The organism is Pseudaminobacter soli (ex Li et al. 2025) (genome assembly GCF_029892515.1).
Taxonomy (GTDB): Bacteria; Pseudomonadota; Alphaproteobacteria; order Rhizobiales; family Rhizobiaceae; genus Pseudaminobacter; species Pseudaminobacter soli_A.
Window position 1 is genome coordinate 345,288 of sequence record NZ_JARXVF010000001.1, and the last position, 17,752, is coordinate 363,039.

At 63.4% G+C, this 17,752-nt stretch carries 17 protein-coding genes and 1 pseudogene; 2 read left to right on the top strand and 16 right to left on the bottom strand.

All coding sequences use genetic code 11. The annotated features are described in order from the left end of the window. The first annotated feature begins 159 nt into the window (after positions 1 to 159). Both aspT and M2281_RS01745 read left to right on the top strand, forming a co-directional pair. The gene (aspT, locus tag M2281_RS01740) at positions 160 to 1,851 is read left to right on the top strand and encodes an aspartate-alanine antiporter (RefSeq protein WP_280819369.1); all 1,692 of its coding nucleotides are present in this window, start codon (positions 160 to 162) and stop codon (positions 1,849 to 1,851) included. Between the two features lie 10 nt (positions 1,852 to 1,861). Next, entirely contained in the window at positions 1,862 to 3,466 is a 1,605-nt protein-coding gene (locus M2281_RS01745) for a bifunctional aspartate transaminase/aspartate 4-decarboxylase (RefSeq protein ID WP_280819370.1), read from the top strand. Positions 3,467 to 3,531: 65 nt separating this feature from the next. Here the strand turns inward: M2281_RS01745 and M2281_RS01750 are convergent, their stop codons facing one another. The 16 genes and pseudogenes from M2281_RS01750 to M2281_RS01825 all read right to left on the bottom strand — a co-directional run bounded on the left by M2281_RS01750 (position 3,532) and on the right by M2281_RS01825 (position 17,730). Next, positions 3,532 to 3,771, bottom strand: a complete 240-nt coding sequence (locus M2281_RS01750; RefSeq protein ID WP_280819371.1) for a YdcH family protein — start codon at positions 3,769 to 3,771, stop codon at positions 3,532 to 3,534. 106 nt (positions 3,772 to 3,877) lie between these two features. Further along, positions 3,878 to 4,306 carry a hypothetical protein gene (locus tag M2281_RS01755; protein WP_280819372.1) on the bottom strand — a complete coding sequence of 143 codons (429 nt, stop codon included), beginning with the start codon at positions 4,304 to 4,306 and terminating at the stop codon, positions 3,878 to 3,880. Positions 4,307 to 4,432: 126 nt separating this feature from the next. Continuing rightward, positions 4,433 to 5,248: an FAD binding domain-containing protein gene (locus tag M2281_RS01760; RefSeq protein ID WP_280819373.1), complete on the bottom strand. Its 816-nt coding sequence runs from the start codon at positions 5,246 to 5,248 to the stop codon at positions 4,433 to 4,435. Then, positions 5,245 to 5,715 carry a (2Fe-2S)-binding protein gene (locus M2281_RS01765; RefSeq protein ID WP_280821079.1) on the bottom strand — a complete coding sequence of 157 codons (471 nt, stop codon included), beginning with the start codon at positions 5,713 to 5,715 and terminating at the stop codon, positions 5,245 to 5,247. Before M2281_RS01765 ends, M2281_RS01760 begins: the two co-directional genes overlap by 4 nt. Positions 5,716 to 5,772: 57 nt before the next feature. Further along, positions 5,773 to 6,192, bottom strand: a pseudogene (locus M2281_RS01770) (SRPBCC family protein); the annotation flags it as partial. Positions 6,193 to 6,217: 25 nt separating this feature from the next. Beyond that, complete coding sequence (locus M2281_RS01775) at positions 6,218 to 7,051, bottom strand: aspartate dehydrogenase (protein ID WP_280819374.1); 834 nt, start codon at positions 7,049 to 7,051, stop codon at positions 6,218 to 6,220. Continuing rightward, on the bottom strand, positions 7,038 to 7,739 hold the full coding sequence (locus tag M2281_RS01780) for an ABC transporter ATP-binding protein (protein ID WP_280819375.1): 702 nt from the start codon (positions 7,737 to 7,739) through the stop codon (positions 7,038 to 7,040). The genes M2281_RS01775 and M2281_RS01780 overlap by 14 nt, the downstream gene beginning before the upstream one ends. Then, the gene (locus M2281_RS01785; RefSeq protein WP_280819376.1) at positions 7,733 to 8,491 is read right to left on the bottom strand and encodes an ABC transporter ATP-binding protein; all 759 of its coding nucleotides are present in this window, start codon (positions 8,489 to 8,491) and stop codon (positions 7,733 to 7,735) included. Before M2281_RS01785 ends, M2281_RS01780 begins: the two co-directional genes overlap by 7 nt. Continuing rightward, positions 8,488 to 9,471, bottom strand: coding sequence for a branched-chain amino acid ABC transporter permease (locus M2281_RS01790; RefSeq protein WP_280819377.1), 984 nt, complete (start codon positions 9,469 to 9,471; stop codon positions 8,488 to 8,490). Before M2281_RS01790 ends, M2281_RS01785 begins: the two co-directional genes overlap by 4 nt. Positions 9,472 to 9,490: 19 nt before the next feature. Further along, a complete protein-coding gene (locus M2281_RS01795; RefSeq protein ID WP_280819378.1) occupies positions 9,491 to 10,405 on the bottom strand; it encodes a branched-chain amino acid ABC transporter permease in 915 nt (304 codons plus the stop codon). Between the two features lie 76 nt (positions 10,406 to 10,481). Then, a complete protein-coding gene (locus M2281_RS01800) occupies positions 10,482 to 11,645 on the bottom strand; it encodes an ABC transporter substrate-binding protein (protein WP_280819379.1) in 1,164 nt (387 codons plus the stop codon). 40 nt (positions 11,646 to 11,685) lie between these two features. Then, positions 11,686 to 12,636: an MBL fold metallo-hydrolase gene (locus M2281_RS01805; protein WP_280819380.1), complete on the bottom strand. Its 951-nt coding sequence runs from the start codon at positions 12,634 to 12,636 to the stop codon at positions 11,686 to 11,688. Positions 12,637 to 12,649: 13 nt separating this feature from the next. Continuing rightward, a complete protein-coding gene (locus M2281_RS01810; protein ID WP_280819381.1) occupies positions 12,650 to 13,819 on the bottom strand; it encodes an ABC transporter substrate-binding protein in 1,170 nt (389 codons plus the stop codon). 67 nt (positions 13,820 to 13,886) lie between these two features. Next, entirely contained in the window at positions 13,887 to 14,432 is a 546-nt protein-coding gene (locus M2281_RS01815; protein WP_280819382.1) for a 3-hydroxyanthranilate 3,4-dioxygenase, read from the bottom strand. A 50-nt stretch (positions 14,433 to 14,482) separates the two neighbouring features. Beyond that, on the bottom strand, positions 14,483 to 15,445 hold the full coding sequence (locus M2281_RS01820) for a dihydrodipicolinate synthase family protein (RefSeq protein ID WP_280819383.1): 963 nt from the start codon (positions 15,443 to 15,445) through the stop codon (positions 14,483 to 14,485). Further along, positions 15,445 to 17,730, bottom strand: a complete 2,286-nt coding sequence (locus M2281_RS01825) for a xanthine dehydrogenase family protein molybdopterin-binding subunit (protein ID WP_280819384.1) — start codon at positions 17,728 to 17,730, stop codon at positions 15,445 to 15,447. The genes M2281_RS01820 and M2281_RS01825 overlap by 1 nt, the downstream gene beginning before the upstream one ends. Positions 17,731 to 17,752: the final 22 nt, after the last annotated feature.

The window sequence follows — 17,752 nt, forward strand, 5'->3', positions numbered from 1 at the left end:
AACGGGAAAGTTCGGGACGAAATGTGGCCTCGATGATCGGGAGATGACTTTTCCGAAACTTCACCGATACGGAAGGAGGTGAAGCGGTCCATCGGATGACCTTGAATTCGCGTTCTGCGCGCTATCTGCCTCCCGAAAAGGTTGTTTTCGGAGGATTGGATGAACTGGCTTCACCAGATTTTTCAACAATCTCCCGAAATCGCTTTGTTTCTGTCACTTGCCGGCGGTTACGCCATTGGCAAGATCCACTTTGGAAAGTTCCAGCTGGGCGGCGTGGCGGGCTCGCTACTGGTCGCCGTCATCATCAGCCAGGTGGGCGTCTCGATCGACAACGGGGTGAAGTCGCTCCTCTTCGCCCTGTTTATCTATGCGGTCGGCTTCGAAAGCGGCCCGCAGTTCTTCCGCTCGCTAGGACGGCACTCGTTGCGCGAGATCGCCATGGCGGTCGTGCTTGCGCTCAGCGGGCTGATCACCGTCGTTGTGCTGGCGCGCATGTTCGGCCTCGACAAAGGGCTCGCCGCGGGCATTGCGGCCGGTGGTCTTACGCAGTCTGCGATCATCGGCACCGCCAGCTCGGCCATCAGCAAGCTCGGGCTTGCGGCTGACGAGGTCCAGCGCCTGCAGAGCAATGTCGCGGTCGGCTATGCGGTGACCTACATCTTCGGCTCCTTCGGCGCGATCATCATCTGCGTCAACGTGCTGCCGAAATTCATGGGCCGCAGCATCCGCGACGATGCCATCAAGGCGCAGGCGCAACTGCTTGCCGGCGTCCGCGTCTATGGTCCTGGCGAACAGGCCGCCGCACCCGAACTCGTCGGGCGCATTTACCGGGTGGCGCAGGGTGCCGGTCGCACCATCGCCGAGATCGAGCAAAGCGCCTCGGTCGATTCACCGATTACCGTCGAGCGCGTCAAGCGAGGCGGCGAGATCATCGGCGTGCAGCCCGATCTTCGCCTCCAGACCAACGACGTGATCCTGCTTGCCGGCCGGCGCGCCGGGGTGGTCGACGCAGCTGGCATCATCGGCACCGAATTGCAATCTTCCGACGGCATGGATGTTGTCGTTGCCCTCCGCGACGTGACCATCACCAGCCCGAAATTCGTCGGCAAGACCGTCGCTGAAATCAGGCAGACGGCCGATGCCGAACTGCGCCACGGCGTCTATGTGGTCGGCCTCAAGCGTGCCGACAAGCCGCTGCCACTCGACCCTGGCACCACCATCGAAGCCGGCGACGTGGTGACGCTCTACGGCACCGACCATGACCTTCAGCGCGCCTCAAAGGCGATCGGTCCCGTCATCGTTCCCAGCGACAAGACCGACTTCGTTTTCCATGGCCTCGGCCTCGTCGTCGGCCTGCTGATGGGCCTAGTGGTGCTGCGCATCGGCTCCATCCCGCTGACGCTGGGCAGCGGTGGTGGCGCACTTCTGTCAGGCCTGCTGTTTGGCTGGTATCGCAGCCGAAACATGGCCATCGGCAACATGCCGATAGGCGCATCGACATTGCTGCGCGATCTCGGCCTTGCAGGCTTCGTCGCGGTGGTGGGGCTTCAGTCCGGGCGGCAGGCGGTGGAGACCATCATATCGAGCGGGCTGACCATTTTCCTGATCGGCGTGGTCGTCACCATCCTGCCGATGATTGTCACCATGCTCTTCGGCCGCTACGTGCTGAAATACGACAACACGGCGATCTTTGCCGGTGCGCTGGCCGGCTCGCGCAGCGCGAACCCAGCCTTCGGCGAAGTCCTCGACAAGGCCGGAAACTCCATCCCCACAACCCCGTTCGCCATCACCTATGCCCTGGCCAACGTGTTCCTGACGCTGCTCGGGCCGCTGGTCGTTGCATTTGCCTAGGGAGAAGGTCATGCCGCACATCGACTACAGCAAATATGCGAAACTCAGCCCCTTCGAACTCAAGGACGCGCTCATCGGCGTGGCCTCGAGCAAGACAAACCGGCTGATGCTCAATGCCGGCCGCGGCAATCCCAATTTCTTGGCCACGCTGCCGCGCCGCGCATTCTTCCGCCTTGGCCTCTTTGCCATCGCCGAGTCCGAGCTGTCCTATTCCTATATGGCAAACGGCATCGGCGGCCTGCCCAAGATCGAGGGCATCGAAGGCCGCTTCCAGCGCTTCATCGCCGAGCATCAGGACATGCCTGGCGTGACGTTTTTGGGCCGCTCCCTCTCCTATGTGCGCGACCAGCTTGGCCTGTCGGCATCCGAATATCTTCACGAAATGGTCGAGGGCATACTCGGCTGCAACTATCCGGTTCCGCCCCGCATGCTGCGGATAAGCGAGGAGATCGTGAAGCACTATCTCGTCCGGGAAATGGTCGGCGGCTTCATGAGCCCGGGCGACTTCAATCTCTTCGCGGTCGAGGGCGGCACGGCTGCGATGACCTACATCTTCGACTCGCTCAAGCAGAACAAGCTCTTGGAGGAAGGCGACACGGTTGCGATCGGCATGCCGGCGTTCACGCCCTATATCGAGATACCTGAGCTGAACAACTATCGCCTCAAGGAAGTCCATATTAACGCCGACCCGCACCAGGGCTGGCAATATCCGGATGAGGAACTGGATAAGCTGCTCGACAAGGCAGTGAAGATCTTCTTCTGCATCAATCCGAGCAATCCGCCTTCAGTGAAGATGGACGATCGCAGCCTCGAGCGCATCACCCGCATCGTCAAGGAAAAGCGCCCGGACCTGATGATCCTCACCGACGACGTCTACGGCACATTTGCCGACGATTTTCGGTCTCTCTTCGCCACCTGCCCGGCCAACACGATACTGGTCTACTCCTTCTCCAAGTATTTCGGCGCTACGGGCTGGCGCCTGGGCGTCGTCGCCATGCACAAGCGCAACGTCGTGGACGCTGCGTTGAAGGAGCTTCCCAAGTCCGACCGGACCGAGCTTGCCGGACGCTACGCTTCCCTGGTGCCGGACGTGGCAAAACTCAAGTTCATCGACCGGCTGGTCGCCGACAGCCGAACGGTCGCCCTCAACCACACTGCCGGCCTTTCAACGCCGCAGCAGGTGCAGATGGTGCTGTGTGCGCTGTTTGCGATGATGGACGAGAACGACGACTACAAGCGCCAGCTCAAGAAGGTCATTCGCCGGCGCGAAGCCGCGCTCTATCGCGAGCTGGGTCTTCCCGCACAATCGGGCAAGAACGAGGTGGACTACTACACGCTGCTCGACCTGGAGGACATCGCCCGCAGGCTCTATGGCGACGATTTTGCGGCCTGGGTGAAGAAGAACGTGGCGCCCACCGAGCTTCTGTTCCGCATCGCCAACGAGACGGGAATCGTGCTTCTTCCTGGCAGCGGCTTCGGCACGCTGCATCCGGCCGGCCGCGCATCGCTCGCCAATCTCGACGAGTACGAATATGCCGCCATCGGCCGCTCGCTCCGCGCAATGGCGGAAGAGGTCCACGAGACCTACCTGAAGAAGACAAAGTCGAAGAAATGATGCTCCGTCGCGGCCCGATTGCGACCGCGACAGAACTTGTGATGGACACCGTTCTCCGAGGCGACTTATGCCGTGGCAATTGCCTTGGCGATCTCGTCCTTCAGCACCAGACGACGCTTGCGCAACTCGGTCTCGGCCGTCTCGCCGATCGGCTCGATGTTGGTCTCCGCCCTGTGGATCTGGTCGTTCACCTCGTCATACTCTTCGAGGACGCGGGCGAAATGGCTATCCTTGGCCTTCAGGGCATGGATGACCTCCAGCTTGCCGGGAAATTCCTCGCCGAGCGTGTGAGGGGTGTTGGACATGTTGTCTCCTTGCTTTGTTTCCGGCCAAGCATAGCCGGCGACGCCAAAACGACTTTGATTCAAGTCAAGCTAGGAGACGAGCAGCCGGTGCCAAGCCCCAAACCGCCTACTGGTTCTCGTAGGTATAGGACGCGCACATTTCCTCGTCGCTGGCCGGCGCTTCGTCGCCGGTGAAGACGGCAAGCGCGGTCAGATCGTCGCCGGTACTCCAGGCTGCGATATAGGAGACATTCCCTGAGCCACAGAGCCGATTGCCGTTGTTGAGAACCGGATCGGCAGGTTTTCTGACGCTGTAGACCGAGGCCGGAACCGTGTTGCCACCGACAATGAAATGGTCGGCGACGAGCTCGGCGAATTCGAGGGTCCTGCCGTTCGCGAAGGTGATGCTGAAATCGTCAAACTGTATGTCGCCGGTCACGCTCTCAGCCGTGGAGCTGACGGCAGTGTAATCGTCGCCCTCCACATAGGCCAACGCACTGCCGGTAAGTCCGGCCGCGATTGCCACAGCGACCAGGCCGGTTCGGATGATCTTCATTATTCCCCCAAGCATGAGCTCACCTTGAATAAGCAAGCTCTAGCTGGCGTCGCGGTCACATACAACGAGGCTGCATTAGAATGATGGCGTCTGCCGCGGGTATTCTGGCCCGCCCTGACTGAACGACTACTCCGGCTCACTGCGCGCGGCGGCGAATTTCACCGAGCGGCGCGTCATGACCGCAACGAGATTGGCGCGGTATTGGGCGCCCGCATGCAGGTCGCTCAGCATCAGGTATGGATCGACCGCCAGTCCTGTGAGCGCCTCTTCGCCAAAATCCTCGTTCAGCGCTTCCTCGGCCTCGAACCAGCGAAAAACGCCGTCAGAGCCAGCGCCTGTAATGGCGACCCGGACGCCATCGGCATGGTGCGCAACGAAAGCCCCTGCCATGGCAAAGCGCGAGGCCGGATTGCGGAACTTCACATAGGCCGACTGCCGGCAAAACGGGAACGACACCTCGCGGATCACCTCACCGGGTTCCAGCGCCGTCTCGAACAGCCCGGCGAAGAAGTCGTCAGAGCCGATCTCGCGGCGGTCGGTTCTCACCGTGGCATTGAGTGCCAGCAGTGCGGCCGGATAGTCGGCCGCCGGATCGTTATTGGCGACCGAGCCACCTAGCGTGCCGCGGTTGCGGACCTGCGCGTCGCCGATCATGCCGGCAAGTTCGGCAAGCCCCGGCGCCTGCTCGCGTATGGCGACCGACCCCGCGACCGCCGCGTGCCGACACATGGCGCCGACGCGGATCTCATCGTCCAACACTGTGAGCTGCCCGACTTCGGCGATGCCGTTGAGGTCGATCAGGAGCTCGGGGGCCGCTAGCCCCTGCTTCATCGTCGGCAACAGGGTCTGCCCGCCGGCGAGCAGTTTTGCTTCCTCGTTGCTGCCAAGCAGTTGGACCGCCTCGGCCACGGTCGAGGGCATTGCATATTCGAAGCGGTTCATCGAGCCATCGCCTCCGCGGCGTGGAGAATGGCCGTGACAATGTTTTCGTAGCCCGTGCAGCGGCAGATGTTGCCCTCGAGCTCCTCGCGCACCGTGTGCTCATCGAGCACACCGTCGTGGCGCCGCACCATGTCGACCGCCGACATGATCATGCCGGGCGTGCAGAAGCCGCATTGCAGCGCGTGATGCTCGTGGAAGGCCTGCTGCATCGGGTGCATTTCGTCACCGGCAGCGAGCCCTTCGATGGTTGTGACCTGCCGTCCCGCGCACTGCACGGCAAGCATGGCGCAGGATTTCACCGCCACGCCATCGACATGGACCACGCAGGCGCCGCACTGGCTGGTGTCGCAACCGACATGGGTGCCCGTAAGTCGCTGCTGGTTGCGCAGGAACTCGACTAGCAGCGTGCGGGTCTCGACCTCGTCGGTGACCTCGCGGCCGTTGATGTGAAGGGTCAGTTGGGTCATGCGCATTTCATCCGGAGAAGGCGTCAGCCCGCCAATGGTCTCCGCAAGTTCCGTCTCGAAGCGGCTGAAGAATTCCTTGGCCAGCTTCTGCGCGGTGGAATCGATCAGGCGCGAGCCGAGCTGGGCGATCTTGCCGCCGATCTGCGCCTTGACCTGATAGGTCAGGATCGTCGCCTCGCCATCCTCTTCGAGCTTCACGTCAGCCGAGCCCTTGGCATGGCCGGCGATGCCACCGGAGCCCTCGCCCACCAATGTCAGCGCCTCGGGCGCGACCACGTTCGCGAACGTCACCTTGCCCTTGAAGGTCGCCTTCACCGGGCCGACCTTGAGCACGACCTTGGCCGCCATTTCGGTGTCGGAAAGTTTTTCGATCTCCTCGCAGCCCGGAATGCACTTCTTGAGCATCTCGGCATCATTGATCGCCGCCCAGACGACCGCGCGCGGCGCATCGATGCGCTGGCTGTTCGACATGTCCATTATTGTTCTCCCGATCTTGTGCCGGTTAGCGCACGAGGGGCGCGACGCTGTTTTCGATGAGCCGCACCAGGCTGAGGGCGGTCATTTCGGATGATTTGGGATTGGTCTTGAGCGCTTCGTTCTCAAGCGTCATGTCCAGCCGGCCGAAGGCGCCGGACGCCTGGACGCGATGGCCGTTGCGCGTCGCGGCCGGATCGGCCACCAGAACGACGCGGGTGCGGTCGAGGCCGATGCCCGACAGCGCCGAGATCACCGCGACATTGGCGTTCTGCGGGAAGCAATCTGCGGCCTCGCGCGCGGATCCGGCGAAGAATTCCGAGCGCTCTGCAAGCGCGTCGAGATCGATGACCTCTGCCGCCCCGGTGCCCTGCCAGGCGCGCGGCGGCTTGACGATGGTGTGCACCACCTCGTCCACCGGCAGCATCGAAGCGGCTGCAAGCGCGCCGAGATCGCCGAGTGCGCCCGAAGGCACGACAATACGACTGCCGGTCTCGCGCGCCGTGGAAAGCAGGTTGTCGAGCAGCGCGTCGTCACAGAAAGCGCTCGTCGACGAAACGACAAAACTCCTGGCGTGCCGAAGTGCTGCCTCGCCCCAGAGGGCGACGGCCGGCCGGCCCGCAGCTTCGATGACCATGTCGATGTCGAGCCCGGCGAGTTCTTCGGGGCCGGCGATCAGCGTTGTGGTCGCAGGCAGATCTGCGCGCTCACGCCCGGCCTCGCGCACCGCGACTGCCGCGATCTCGACGCCGGACAGTTGTCTGTCGGCGAGGATTTCGCCGACGCGCCGCGCAATTGCGCCCCAGCCGACGAAGCAGATGCGCAACGGCCGCGCCGATGCCGCCTTGTCAAATGCCGACATAGCGCTGCACCAATTCGGCGTTCTGCGTGAGGTCGTTGCTGGTTCCTGACCAGACGGTGCGCCCCTTTTCGAGGATGTAGTGGCGATCGGCCAGGCGCTTCAGCACATGAAGGTTCTTGTCGATCAGAAGGATCGACTGTCCCTCTGCCTTCAGCGCCTCGATGCAGCTCCAGATTTCCGCGCGGATGACCGGGGCAAGGCCTTCGGTCGCCTCGTCGAGGATGAGCAATTTGGGATTGGTCATCAGCGCGCGACCGACGACCAGCATCTGTTGCTCGCCCCCAGAAAGCGTGCCGGCGGCCTGGTTGGCGCGCTCGCGCAGGCGCGGAAACAGCTTGTAGACCCGCTCCAGCGTCCACGGGTCCTTGCGGCCGAGACGGTTGGAGGCTGTGGCCACCAGGTTCTCGCGCACCGTCAGTGTCGCAAATGTCTGGCGTCCCTCCGGCACAAGGCCGACGCCGAGCCGCGCAACGGTTTCGGGCGTCGCACCACACACCTCGCGGCCGGTGAAACGGATCTCGCCCGACAGCGGCTTTAGCAGCCCCATGATCGACTTGACGGTGGTGGTCTTGCCCATGCCGTTGCGGCCGAGCAGCGTCACCACCTCACCTTCGCCGATCTCCAGCGCGACATCGAACAGAACCTGGCTCGGCCCGTAGGCCGATTGCAGCTTGGCGACGCTCAGCACACTTCCTCTCCTTCGCCCAGATAGGCCGTGCGGACCTCCGGATTGTCCCTGATCTGGTCGACCGACCCGGTGGCGATGATGCGGCCGTAGACCAGCACTGAGATACGGTCAGCAAGCGCAAAGACCGCATCCATGTCGTGCTCGACCAGCAGCATGCTGACCTGTTTCTTCAGGTTGCGCAGGATGCCGATCATTTGCTGGCTCTCGGCATGGCCGAGGCCCGCCATCGGCTCGTCGAGCAGCAGGAGCTTGGGCTCGGTCGCCAGCGCGACGGCCAGTTCGAGCTGCTTCTGCTCGCCATGCGAGAGGTTGGCGACCAATTCATCCGCGCGCCGCTCCATCCCCACCGTGTGGAGATATTTGCGCGCCTCTTCCCGCAATGCGGCTTCGCCGCGCACATTGCCCCAGAAGCGGAAACTGTGGCCCTGCAGCACCTGTATGGCGATGGCGACGTTGTCGAGCACCGTGTAATCGGGAAGCAGGCAGGTGATCTGGAATGTGCGCGCCAGCCCGAGCGAGACGCGCTTGGCCGTCGAGAGATCGTCGACCGGCTTGCCGGCGAGTTCGATGGTGCCCTCATTCGGCTTGAGCTCGCCCATCAGCTGCGAGATCAGCGTGGTCTTGCCGGCACCGTTGGGGCCGATCAGCGCGTGGATCTCGCCGGGCATGACGGTGAGGTCGACATGGTCGGTGGCGAGCAGGCCGCCGAAACGCTTGACCAGTCCGCGAACGTTGAGGATCGGCTGCATCATGCGCGCCTCCCGACAAGCCGTGCACCCAGCGCCTGAACGCCGCCTTGCGTGTAGAGCACCACGAACAGCAGGATGAGGCCGAGCCCGAGCTGCCAGTTCTCCGTCCAGGACGCGAGGAGGGATTCGAGCACGATGAACACGGCGGCACCGATCAAGGGGCCGAACAAAGTGCCGACGCCTCCGAGGATGACCATGATCATCAGCTCGCCGGACTTGGTCCAGTGCATCATGTCGGGGCTGGCAAAGCGCAGGAAGTTGGCCATCAGCGCGCCGGCAAGGCCGCAGCCCATGCCGGAGATGATGAAGGCCACCAATTTGTAGCGATAGGCCGGCAGGCCGATCGCCGCCATGCGCTTTTCGCTCTGGCGCAGGCCGACAATGACGTTGCCGAAGCGCGAATTGACGATGCGCCACAGGAGCGCAAAGAACAGCACGGCGATGGCCAGGCAGACATAGTAGACCGTGTGCTTGTCGCGCATGTTGAGCCAGGGCAACTCGTTGGCGCGGCGGATGATGAGCCCGTCGTCGCCGCCATAGGTCTTCAGCGAGACGAACAGGAAGAACAGCATCTGGGCGAAGGCCAGCGTGATCATGATGAACTGCACGCCGCCGGTGCGCAGCGACAGCGCGCCAATGATCGCCGCCATGACGCCGCTCAGTACGATAGCGACAGGCAGGGTGATCAGCATCTGATTGGTGCCGGGAATGAAGCCGAACAGCGGCTCGCCGAGCGAATAATGCTGGTAGAGAATGCCCACCGTATAGCCGCCGATGCCGAAGAACGCAGCGTGGCCGAAGCTGACCATGCCGCCATAGCCGAGCACGAAATTGAGGCTCGCCGCGGCGATGCCGTAGATGAGCACGCGCGTCGCCAGCGAGGTGAGCGCCGCAAAGCCGGCGGCATCCGCCACAACCGGCAGTGCGATCAGCGCGATCAGCAGGCCTGCGAGCAGTGCGGGTCGCTTGAGTGAAGTTTCCATTGGCAAAGCAGCGCCCAATTCAGGAATTTCGGATGAAGAGGCCTTTCGGCCGGATCAGGAGGACGATCGCCATCAGAAGGTAGACGCCCATGGAGGAGATGCCTGCGCCCAGCGCATCCGCCTCCGGTCCCACCATGATCTGGCGCAGGAGCCCGGGCAGATAGGCGCGCAAGCTGGTATCCACGATGCCGAGGACGAGGCTGGCGAAGAACGCGCCCCGGATCGAACCGACGCCGCCGATCACCACCACCACGAAGGTAGTAATCAGAATCTGCTCGCCCATGCCGACCTGCACGGCAAGGATCGGTCCCGCCATGAAGCCCGCCAGGCCGGCCAACAATGCACCAAGACCGAAGACCAGCGTATAGAGCAGCCGCACGTCGACGCCGAGCGCCCGCACCATCTCGCGATTGGTGGAACCCGCCCGCACCAACATGCCGACACGCGTCTTGTTGATGAGCAGGTAGAGCCCAAGCGCGACGAGCAGGCCGACGACGATGATTGCCAGGCGATAGACCGGGTAGAACAGGCCGGGCAGCAACTCGACCGAGCCGTCGAGCAGTGCCGGCATGGAGACGAACAGCGGCTGGCGCCCGAACAGCATGGTGATCGCCTGGTTGAAGACCAGGATCAGGCCGAAGGTCGCCAGCACCTGGTCCAGATGATCGCGGCCATACAGCCTTCGCACGACGAGGAATTCGATCACCACGCCCGCAAAGGCGGCCGCGGCAAGGCCGGCGGGTATGCCAAGCCAGAACGAACCGGTTTCAGCCGCCACCCAGGTGCCGGCATAGGCGCCGATCATGTAGATCGAGCCGTGCGCCAGGTTGATGACGCCCATGATGCCGAAGATCAGCGTCAGGCCCGCCGCGAGCAGGAACAGCATGACGCCGAACTGCACGCCGTTCAGCAATTGTTCGAGAAAGAGCGTCATTCGGGATTACTTCGAGAGAGTGGGAATGAGAGGGAAGCGGCGATGATGCCGCCTCCCCCAACTGGCCTGAGCCGGCTTACATCTTGCATTCGGCCGAGTAGGCGTCGCCGTGGTCCTTAAAGACCTCGCCGACCGTCTTGATGATCGGCTTGCCCTCCGGACCCTTTTCGACCTTGAGCGCGTACCAGTCCTGCACAGGATGCTGGTTGGGGCCGAAGGCGAACTTGCCGCGAACGGATTCGAAATCGGCCTTGCGAAGCGCCTCGCGGAAAGCGTCGGCGTCGTCGAGATTGCCGCCGGTGGCCTTCAGGGCAGATGCATAGGCGAGCGCGGTGTCGTAGGCCTGGGCGGCATAGTAGGTGACCGGGCGATTGTAGGTCTTGTTCCAGGCATCCATGAACTTCTTGTTCGCCGCGTTGTCGAAGTCCGAATTCCAGTGGCTGGTCAGGTTGAGGCCTACCGCCGCATCGCCCACGGCGGCAAGAGTCACGCCGTCCATCGACGGCTCGGCCACGACCATCGGGATTTCCTTCATCAGGCCGGCCTGCTCATACTGGCGCAGGAAGGTGATGCCGAGGCCGCCGGGATGGAACTGGAACACCACGTCCGGCTTTGCAGCGCGCACCTGTGCCAGTTCGGCTGCGAAATCGGTCTGGTCGAGACGCGTGTAGATCTCGCCCGCGATCTCGCCCTTGAAGTAGCGCTTGAAGCCGGCGAGCGCATCCTTGCCGGCCTGGTAGTTCGGGGCCAGCACGAAGGCCTTCTTGTAGCCGAGATTGGTAGCGAGCTGGCCGGCACTCTCATGCAGGCTGTCGTTCTGCCAGGAGACGACGAAGTAGTTCTCGTTGCACTCCTTGCCGGCGAGGTTCGACGGCCCGGCATTCGGGCTGACATAGAAGGCGCCGTTGTCCACGATGTCCGGCACGGTCGCGCCGGCGACATTGGAGAACACGATGCCCGTGAAGAGTTTGATCTTGTCCTCGTTGAGGAAACGCTCGGCGATCTGCTTGCCCTGCCCGGGCTTGAGGCCGTCATCCTCGACAACGAGCTCGACCGGCACGCCGCCCAGCCTGCCGTCCTCCATGGCCAGCTTGAAGCCGTCGCGCACGTCCTGGCCGAGATAGCCGGCCGGGCCGGTCAGCGTCGTGATCATGCCGATCTTCACCGGATCCTGTGCGAGAGCCGGCAGCACGGCGAAGGCCGAAATCGAGATGGCAAGCAATGCTTTCTTCAAAATCATAGGTCACTCCTCCTCTAGCGACGCCTGTGAGCGCGCATCTTTAGTTTGCCGGCTCGCCGGCCTCCGCGAAATCGAGCGGATGGAACCGGTAAGAAGCCCCCTCCGCCTTGAGCCGACCAAAGACCGGAGCGGGGAAGTGATAAGGTGCCAGCACTGTATTTCCCGCAGCGGCATTGGCAAGCAGGCTTAGCCGCGTCGCACGCGCCTGCTCAGGATCTTCGCAGAACTTGCAGACGATGCTGTCGTCGCCGAGCTGAAGCTGGTGATGGACTGCATCAGCAAGGAACAATACATCCCCCTCCCCGGTTGCGAGCGAGACGACCACCATGCCGGGCGAGTGACCCGGAGCCGGCCGCAGGCGCAGGCCCGCAGCGACGTCCGCATCCGCGGCCACCGTTTCGAACCCGACGCTTTCGATGATAGGCAACACGCTATCCGCAAAGGCGCCATGCAGCGTCTGCTCTTCCGGATCGGCCCTATGGAGAGCGGTCCAGTGAGCGAGTTCGTCCGCGGACACGACGTAGCGGGCATTCGGAAAGGTTGGCCGCCAGACTTCGCCTTCCCGCCTCGTGTTCCAGCCGACATGATCGGCATGCAGATGTGTGTTGATGACGATCCCGACATCCTCGGGCGACACGCCCATCGCCGCAAGAATGTCTAGGAACCTGGTTTGACGGCGATGCCAGGCCGGCCGGTGTGGCCGCTCCTTGTCATTGCCGATGCCGCCGTCGATGAGGGCGACATAGTCCGGGGTCTGGATCACGTAGCAATTGAAGCTCAGCCGTACCGTCTCGCCTTCGGGGTCGACTGTGCCGGCCGGAGAGCGCTGAGCCGCGCTCTCGAGATCACTGCGTGAAAGTCCAGGGAAGATGGCCTTGGCCGGCCAGGCGACATTCGCCATGTCGGGAATGCAGGTGACCGTCACCGGACCGGCTTCAAGCCGCTCCAGTTCGACGTCGAGCTCGGGGATGTGCCGCCTGACGACCTTCATCGCGCTACCGCCCTTACAGCTTGCATTCGCCAGCGAAGGGATCGCCATGTGCCGACAGGAGCTTCTTGCGGGTCTTGAGCGTCAGGTTGCCGGCATCGTCACGCACGACCTGCATGGCGTACCAGTCCTGCACCGGATGCTGGTTCTTGCCGAAGCTGAAGCTGCCGCGCGTGGTCTTGAACTCGGTCTTCAGCATCGCCTCGCGGAAGGCATCGACGTCTTCGACATTGCCTTCGGTCTGCTTGAGCGCTGAGGTGATGGCGAGCGCGGTGTCGTAGCCCTGCGCCGCATACATGGTCGGCGTGCGCTTGTAGGTCTCCTGGAACTTGGCGACGAACTCGCGATTGGTGTCGTTGTCGAGGTCGGTGTTCCAGGCGCCCGAAACGTTGAGGCCTTCGGCGGCATCACCCACGGCCTTGAGGATGGCATGGTCCATCGACGGCTCGGCAATCACCATCGGAATGGCGCCGAGCAGACCCGACTGCTGGTACTGGCGCAGGAAGGCGATGCCGAGGCCGCCGGGCTCGAACTGGAACACGACGTCGGGATTGGCAGCCTTGATCTGCGCCATCTCGGCGGCAAAGTCGGTCTGGTCGAGACGCGTGTAGATCTCGCCCGCAATCTCACCCTTGAAGTAGCGCTTGAAACCGGCGATGGCGTCCTTGCCGGCCTGGTAGTTCGGGGCCAGCACGAAGGCCTTCTTGTAGCCGAGGTCGGTGGCGTTCTCTCCAGCGCTGCCCTGCATGGTGTCGGTCAGCCAGGACAGGACAAAATAGTTCGAGTTGCAGCCCTTGCCGGCGAATTCGGACGGCCCGGCATTGGGGCTGACAAAGATGGCGTCGGCATCCACGATCTCCGGCACAGTCGCGCCCGCGACGTTGGAGAAGACGATGCCGGTGAATAGCTTTACGCCTTCGTCGTTGAGGAATCTTTCCGCGATCTGGCGGCCGTTGCCCGGCTTGAGCCCGTCATCCTCCACCAGCACATTCACCGGCACGCCGCCGAGCTTGCCGCCTTCCATGTCGATGGCGAGCTGAAAGCCGTCGCGCACATCCTGGCCGAGATAGCCGGCCGGGCCGGACAGGGTCGTGATCATGCCGATCTTGACTGGATCCTGCGCCAGCGCGCTCGTGGCAAACAGCGAGGCGGCCGCAAGGGCCAGCATAGAGGACTTCAATTTCATGCCTTGGAATTCCTGGGTAAGCCGGCCCGCCGAATTTCGGCGGGCACTTTCAACGGTTCTGAGAAGCCTAGAGCTTCACCCAGCCTTCGGGCGGGGTCTTGCCTGGATGGATCGTGCCGCATTTCGGGCAGGTGCGCGCCTGATCGTTGGCATAGAAGGCCTGATAGAGCGGCGGTAGATCGCGCACGATGCTCTTCAGGGAGACCTCGATGCGATGCACCAGTTCGTTGCACTCGAAGCAGTACCATTCGAAGGCATCGAGCTGATCAGGCTGGCGCTTGGGTTCGACGACGAGGCCGATGGAGCCTTCCTGCGGGCGCTGCGGCGAGTGGCGAACGTGCGGCGGCAGCAGGAAGATCTCGCCCTCCCGGATCGGCACGTCGTAGAAGTTGCCGTTGTCCACCACCTTGAGCATCATGTCGCCCTTGAGCTGGTAGAAGAACTCCTCGACCGGATCGTCGTGATAGTCGGTGCGCTTGTTCGGACCACCGACCACGGTGACCATCATGTCCGCATCTTCCCAGATCTGCTGATTGCCGACCGGCGGCTTCAGCAGGTGGGCGTGCTCGTCGATCCATTTCGAGAAGCTGAAGGCGGAAAGGCGTCTGCTCATGTTTCTCCTCCGTGAAATTGGGCGGCGCCGCGCTGACGCCGCCTTTAGGGTCAGTTCCGGCCGACCTTCAGGCCGCAGCTCTCGAAAGCGACACGCGTGGCGCGCTTCTCCTCCTCGGTAAGCTCTAGCAGCGGCGGACGCACCGCGCCGCCAACCTGCCCGAGCAACTCCTGCCAGTATTTCTGGTGGGAATGCGGCTTCTCCGCAGGCCTTGTATCCTTGAGCGCGGCGCGCACCGGATCGAGACTGTCGCGCACGCGGCGAGCTTCCTCTGCCTTACCGGCAAAGGCGAGATCGGTGTATTCGCGCATGCGGGTGTCGTGCTTGCTCTGGATCAGGTAGGGCGGCGACGAGCACAGATAGAGCTGCCAGTTGAGCTCGAGGATATTGTCCAGCCACTCTTCCTCAGACGCCGTGCTGACCAGGATGCGGTCGCCGGCAAGACGCGTCAGCTCCGAATACATCGGGCGCGGCACGCTGTACTTGATGGCAACGACGTTCTCGATATCGGCCAGCTGGTTGCAGAGCTCGGGGCTCATCAGATAGCCGCTGTCGGGATGGCTCCAGAGCGCAATGCCGATATCGACCTTCTCGGCGATGGTGCGATAGTAGTTCAGCAGCGTTTCGTCCTGCCGCTTGAAGAAGTGCAGGATCGGCGCATGCACGACGATGTAGTCGGCGCCGACCTTCTGGGCGTGCTTAGCCAGGTCGATCACCACATCCATGTTCTGGTCCGAACAGGACATGATCGTCTGGGCGCGGCCGGCGCAAGCCTCAACCGCCAGTTCGAAGCTGCGCTTGCGCTCCTCGACCGACATCGAGAAGAACTCGCCCTGCTTGCCGGCAACGAAGAAGCCGTCGATCTTGAGGTCCTCGATCCAGTGGTCGAAGTTGCGGCGAACGCCATCTTCATCGATCGCATGATCAGGCGTAAAGGGCGTGAGCGCCGCGGCCCATATGCCTTTCATCGTCGCCCGCGAATGGGCCTTGGCGTCTTTCTTCGTGTATTTCATCAATCGTCCACCTGATTGTCGGTGCCCGCCGAGCCCTGCAGGGCGAGCCAGATTTTCTCACTGGTGAGAGGCATTTGAAGATTGCCGGCGCGGAAGGGCGCCAGCGCGTCGTTGACGGCATTGACCACCGCCGCCGGAATGCCGATGCAGCCCGCCTCGCCCACGCCTTTCACGCCGAGCGGATTGGTGGGCGACGGCGTCTCGATCTTCTCGATACGGACCGACGGCATGTCGATGGCGCGCGGCACGGCATAGTCCATCAGCGAACCGGTCAGCAGCTGGCCGTCCTCGTCATAGACGATGCGCTCCATCAGCGCTTCGCCGAGTCCCTGCGCCATGCCACCGACAAGCTGTCCGCGAACCAGAAGCGGGTTCAGGATGCGGCCGGCATCATCGACCCACAAAAGTTGCTCGATGGCGAGCACACCGGTGTCGCGGTCGATGGCGACGACGGCCAGGCAGCAACCGCTCGCCCACGCTTCGCCATCGGCGTGGAACACCACGGAACTCGAAAGCGCCTGATCCTTGGGATCGCCATCCGTGCCGATCAGTTGTTCGGCCAGGTCGCGCCAGGACACGAGCCCGCCCGCTCCATATCCTGCGGTGACGCCGTCGTCGCTGAAGACCAGACTGCCTGCATCGCACTCCAGCGGCTCGGCGGCGGCCTGAACAATCTGTTCGCACAGCGCATCGCAGGCGCGCACCATGGCGCCGCCGCCGATGGCCGTGCTGCGGCTGGCCAAGGCGCCGATGCCGCTCGGCACCTCGGCAGTGTCGCCGTGCTTGATCGCGACGCGGTCGGGCGAAATGCTCAGCGCATCGGCCACGATCTGCGAGAACGCCGTCTCGCGGCCCTGTCCCTGGGCGCTCGACCCGGTCGTCGCAACGAAAGAACCATCCCGGCAAAGCGAAATGCCAGCGCTTTCCCAGCCCTGACCACAGGGCTCGATGTAGAGCCCGACGCCGATGCCGACGACCTCGCCGGCCTCGCGGCGACGCGCCTGCCGGGCGCGCAGCTCCGCATAGTCCGAGCAGGCGATCGCTTTCTCTATTAGCAGCCCATAATTGCCCGAATCCAGCACTTCACCGTTTGGGGTCTTGTAGGGGAATGCATCTGCCGGGATCAGGTTGAGACGACGGATTTCCATGGGATCGATGGCGAGCTTGCGCGCCGCCTCGTCCATCAGCCGCTCCATCAGCATCGTGGCTTCAGGCCGCCCGGCGCCGCGATAGATGCCGACCGCCGCGCCATGCGACAGAAATCCCTTGATGCCGATGTCGACAGCGCCGACCCGGTAGGGGCCAGGCAGGATCCGTCCGGCATTGCGCGCCGGCACGACCGCACTGAACGGCATCCAGTGCCCCTGCCGGAACGAAAGTCGCGCCCGCAAACCGAGCACCTTGCCGTCGGCCGACAACGCCATCTCGCCATATGTGGTGCCGCCGCGCCCATGCGAGGCTGCGAGCAGTTCGTCACCGCGTGTGGAACACCACTTGACCGGGCGCCCGAGTTCCTTCGACGCCCAGGCTACCATGACGTCTTCCGGATAGATCGAAGCCTTGCCTCCAAAAGCTCCGCCGACATCCGGCGCGACAACCCTGATCTGCGCCAAGGGCAGGCCGAGGATGCGCGCAAGGTCATCGCGCGCCCGGTTCGGCGTCTGGGTCGAGAACCACGCGGTCAGGAAATCGCCTTCGAAGCTGGCAAGTGCGGCCCGCGGCTCAAGCGCCATCGGCGCAAGCAACGAGTGCTCGACCTCTACGCTGACGACATGCGCGGCAGCAGCGAAGGCGTCCTCGATCTCGCCCGATTGCAAGCCATGCGACAGTACCTGCTTGCGCTCGTCGCCAACGAGAAGCGGCAGCGGCTCGATGTCGACATAGACCAGCTCCGCGGCATCGCGCGCGGCAGCAAGCGAAGTGGCAACCACGGCGGCTATGGGCTGGCCGGCAGCGCTGACGACATCGCCCGCAAGCATGCGCAGCGGCGTCGGCGCAATGTCTGCGAGAAGGAAGTTGACTGCCGAATCGCCGAGACCATCGAGGTCGGCGGCAGTGAACACCGCGACCACGCCTTCAGCCTCGCGCGCAGAATCGCAATCGATGCTGAGAATTTTGCCGTGGCCGACTTGGCTGCGCACGAATTCCAGATGCAGGCAGCCTTCCGGCAGATGGTCGTCGACATAGGCGCCTCGGCCGGTCACGAGGCGACGATCCTCGCGGCGGAGGACACTGCGTCCCATCCAACCGTTGGCGGTGTCGCCTATCGCACCCGTTACGTCCAAGAACTCCTCCGCGGCCGCACCA

Coding starts and splice junctions, on each gene's coding strand:
- M2281_RS01760 (WP_280819373.1), bottom strand. CDS start 5,248: ATGAACCGCTTCGAATATGCAATGCCCTCGACCGTGGCCGAGGCGGTC.
- aspT (WP_280819369.1), top strand. CDS start 160: ATGAACTGGCTTCACCAGATTTTTCAACAATCTCCCGAAATCGCTTTG.
- M2281_RS01795 (WP_280819378.1), bottom strand. CDS start 10,405: ATGACGCTCTTTCTCGAACAATTGCTGAACGGCGTGCAGTTCGGCGTC.
- M2281_RS01790 (WP_280819377.1), bottom strand. CDS start 9,471: ATGGAAACTTCACTCAAGCGACCCGCACTGCTCGCAGGCCTGCTGATC.
- M2281_RS01805 (WP_280819380.1), bottom strand. CDS start 12,636: ATGAAGGTCGTCAGGCGGCACATCCCCGAGCTCGACGTCGAACTGGAG.
- M2281_RS01775 (WP_280819374.1), bottom strand. CDS start 7,051: ATGTCGGCATTTGACAAGGCGGCATCGGCGCGGCCGTTGCGCATCTGC.
- M2281_RS01745 (WP_280819370.1), top strand. CDS start 1,862: ATGCCGCACATCGACTACAGCAAATATGCGAAACTCAGCCCCTTCGAA.
- M2281_RS01820 (WP_280819383.1), bottom strand. CDS start 15,445: ATGAAATACACGAAGAAAGACGCCAAGGCCCATTCGCGGGCGACGATG.
- M2281_RS01750 (WP_280819371.1), bottom strand. CDS start 3,771: ATGTCCAACACCCCTCACACGCTCGGCGAGGAATTTCCCGGCAAGCTG.
- M2281_RS01765 (WP_280821079.1), bottom strand. CDS start 5,715: ATGACCCAACTGACCCTTCACATCAACGGCCGCGAGGTCACCGACGAG.
- M2281_RS01800 (WP_280819379.1), bottom strand. CDS start 11,645: ATGATTTTGAAGAAAGCATTGCTTGCCATCTCGATTTCGGCCTTCGCC.
- M2281_RS01785 (WP_280819376.1), bottom strand. CDS start 8,491: ATGATGCAGCCGATCCTCAACGTTCGCGGACTGGTCAAGCGTTTCGGC.
- M2281_RS01815 (WP_280819382.1), bottom strand. CDS start 14,432: ATGAGCAGACGCCTTTCCGCCTTCAGCTTCTCGAAATGGATCGACGAG.
- M2281_RS01810 (WP_280819381.1), bottom strand. CDS start 13,819: ATGAAATTGAAGTCCTCTATGCTGGCCCTTGCGGCCGCCTCGCTGTTT.
- M2281_RS01755 (WP_280819372.1), bottom strand. CDS start 4,306: ATGAAGATCATCCGAACCGGCCTGGTCGCTGTGGCAATCGCGGCCGGA.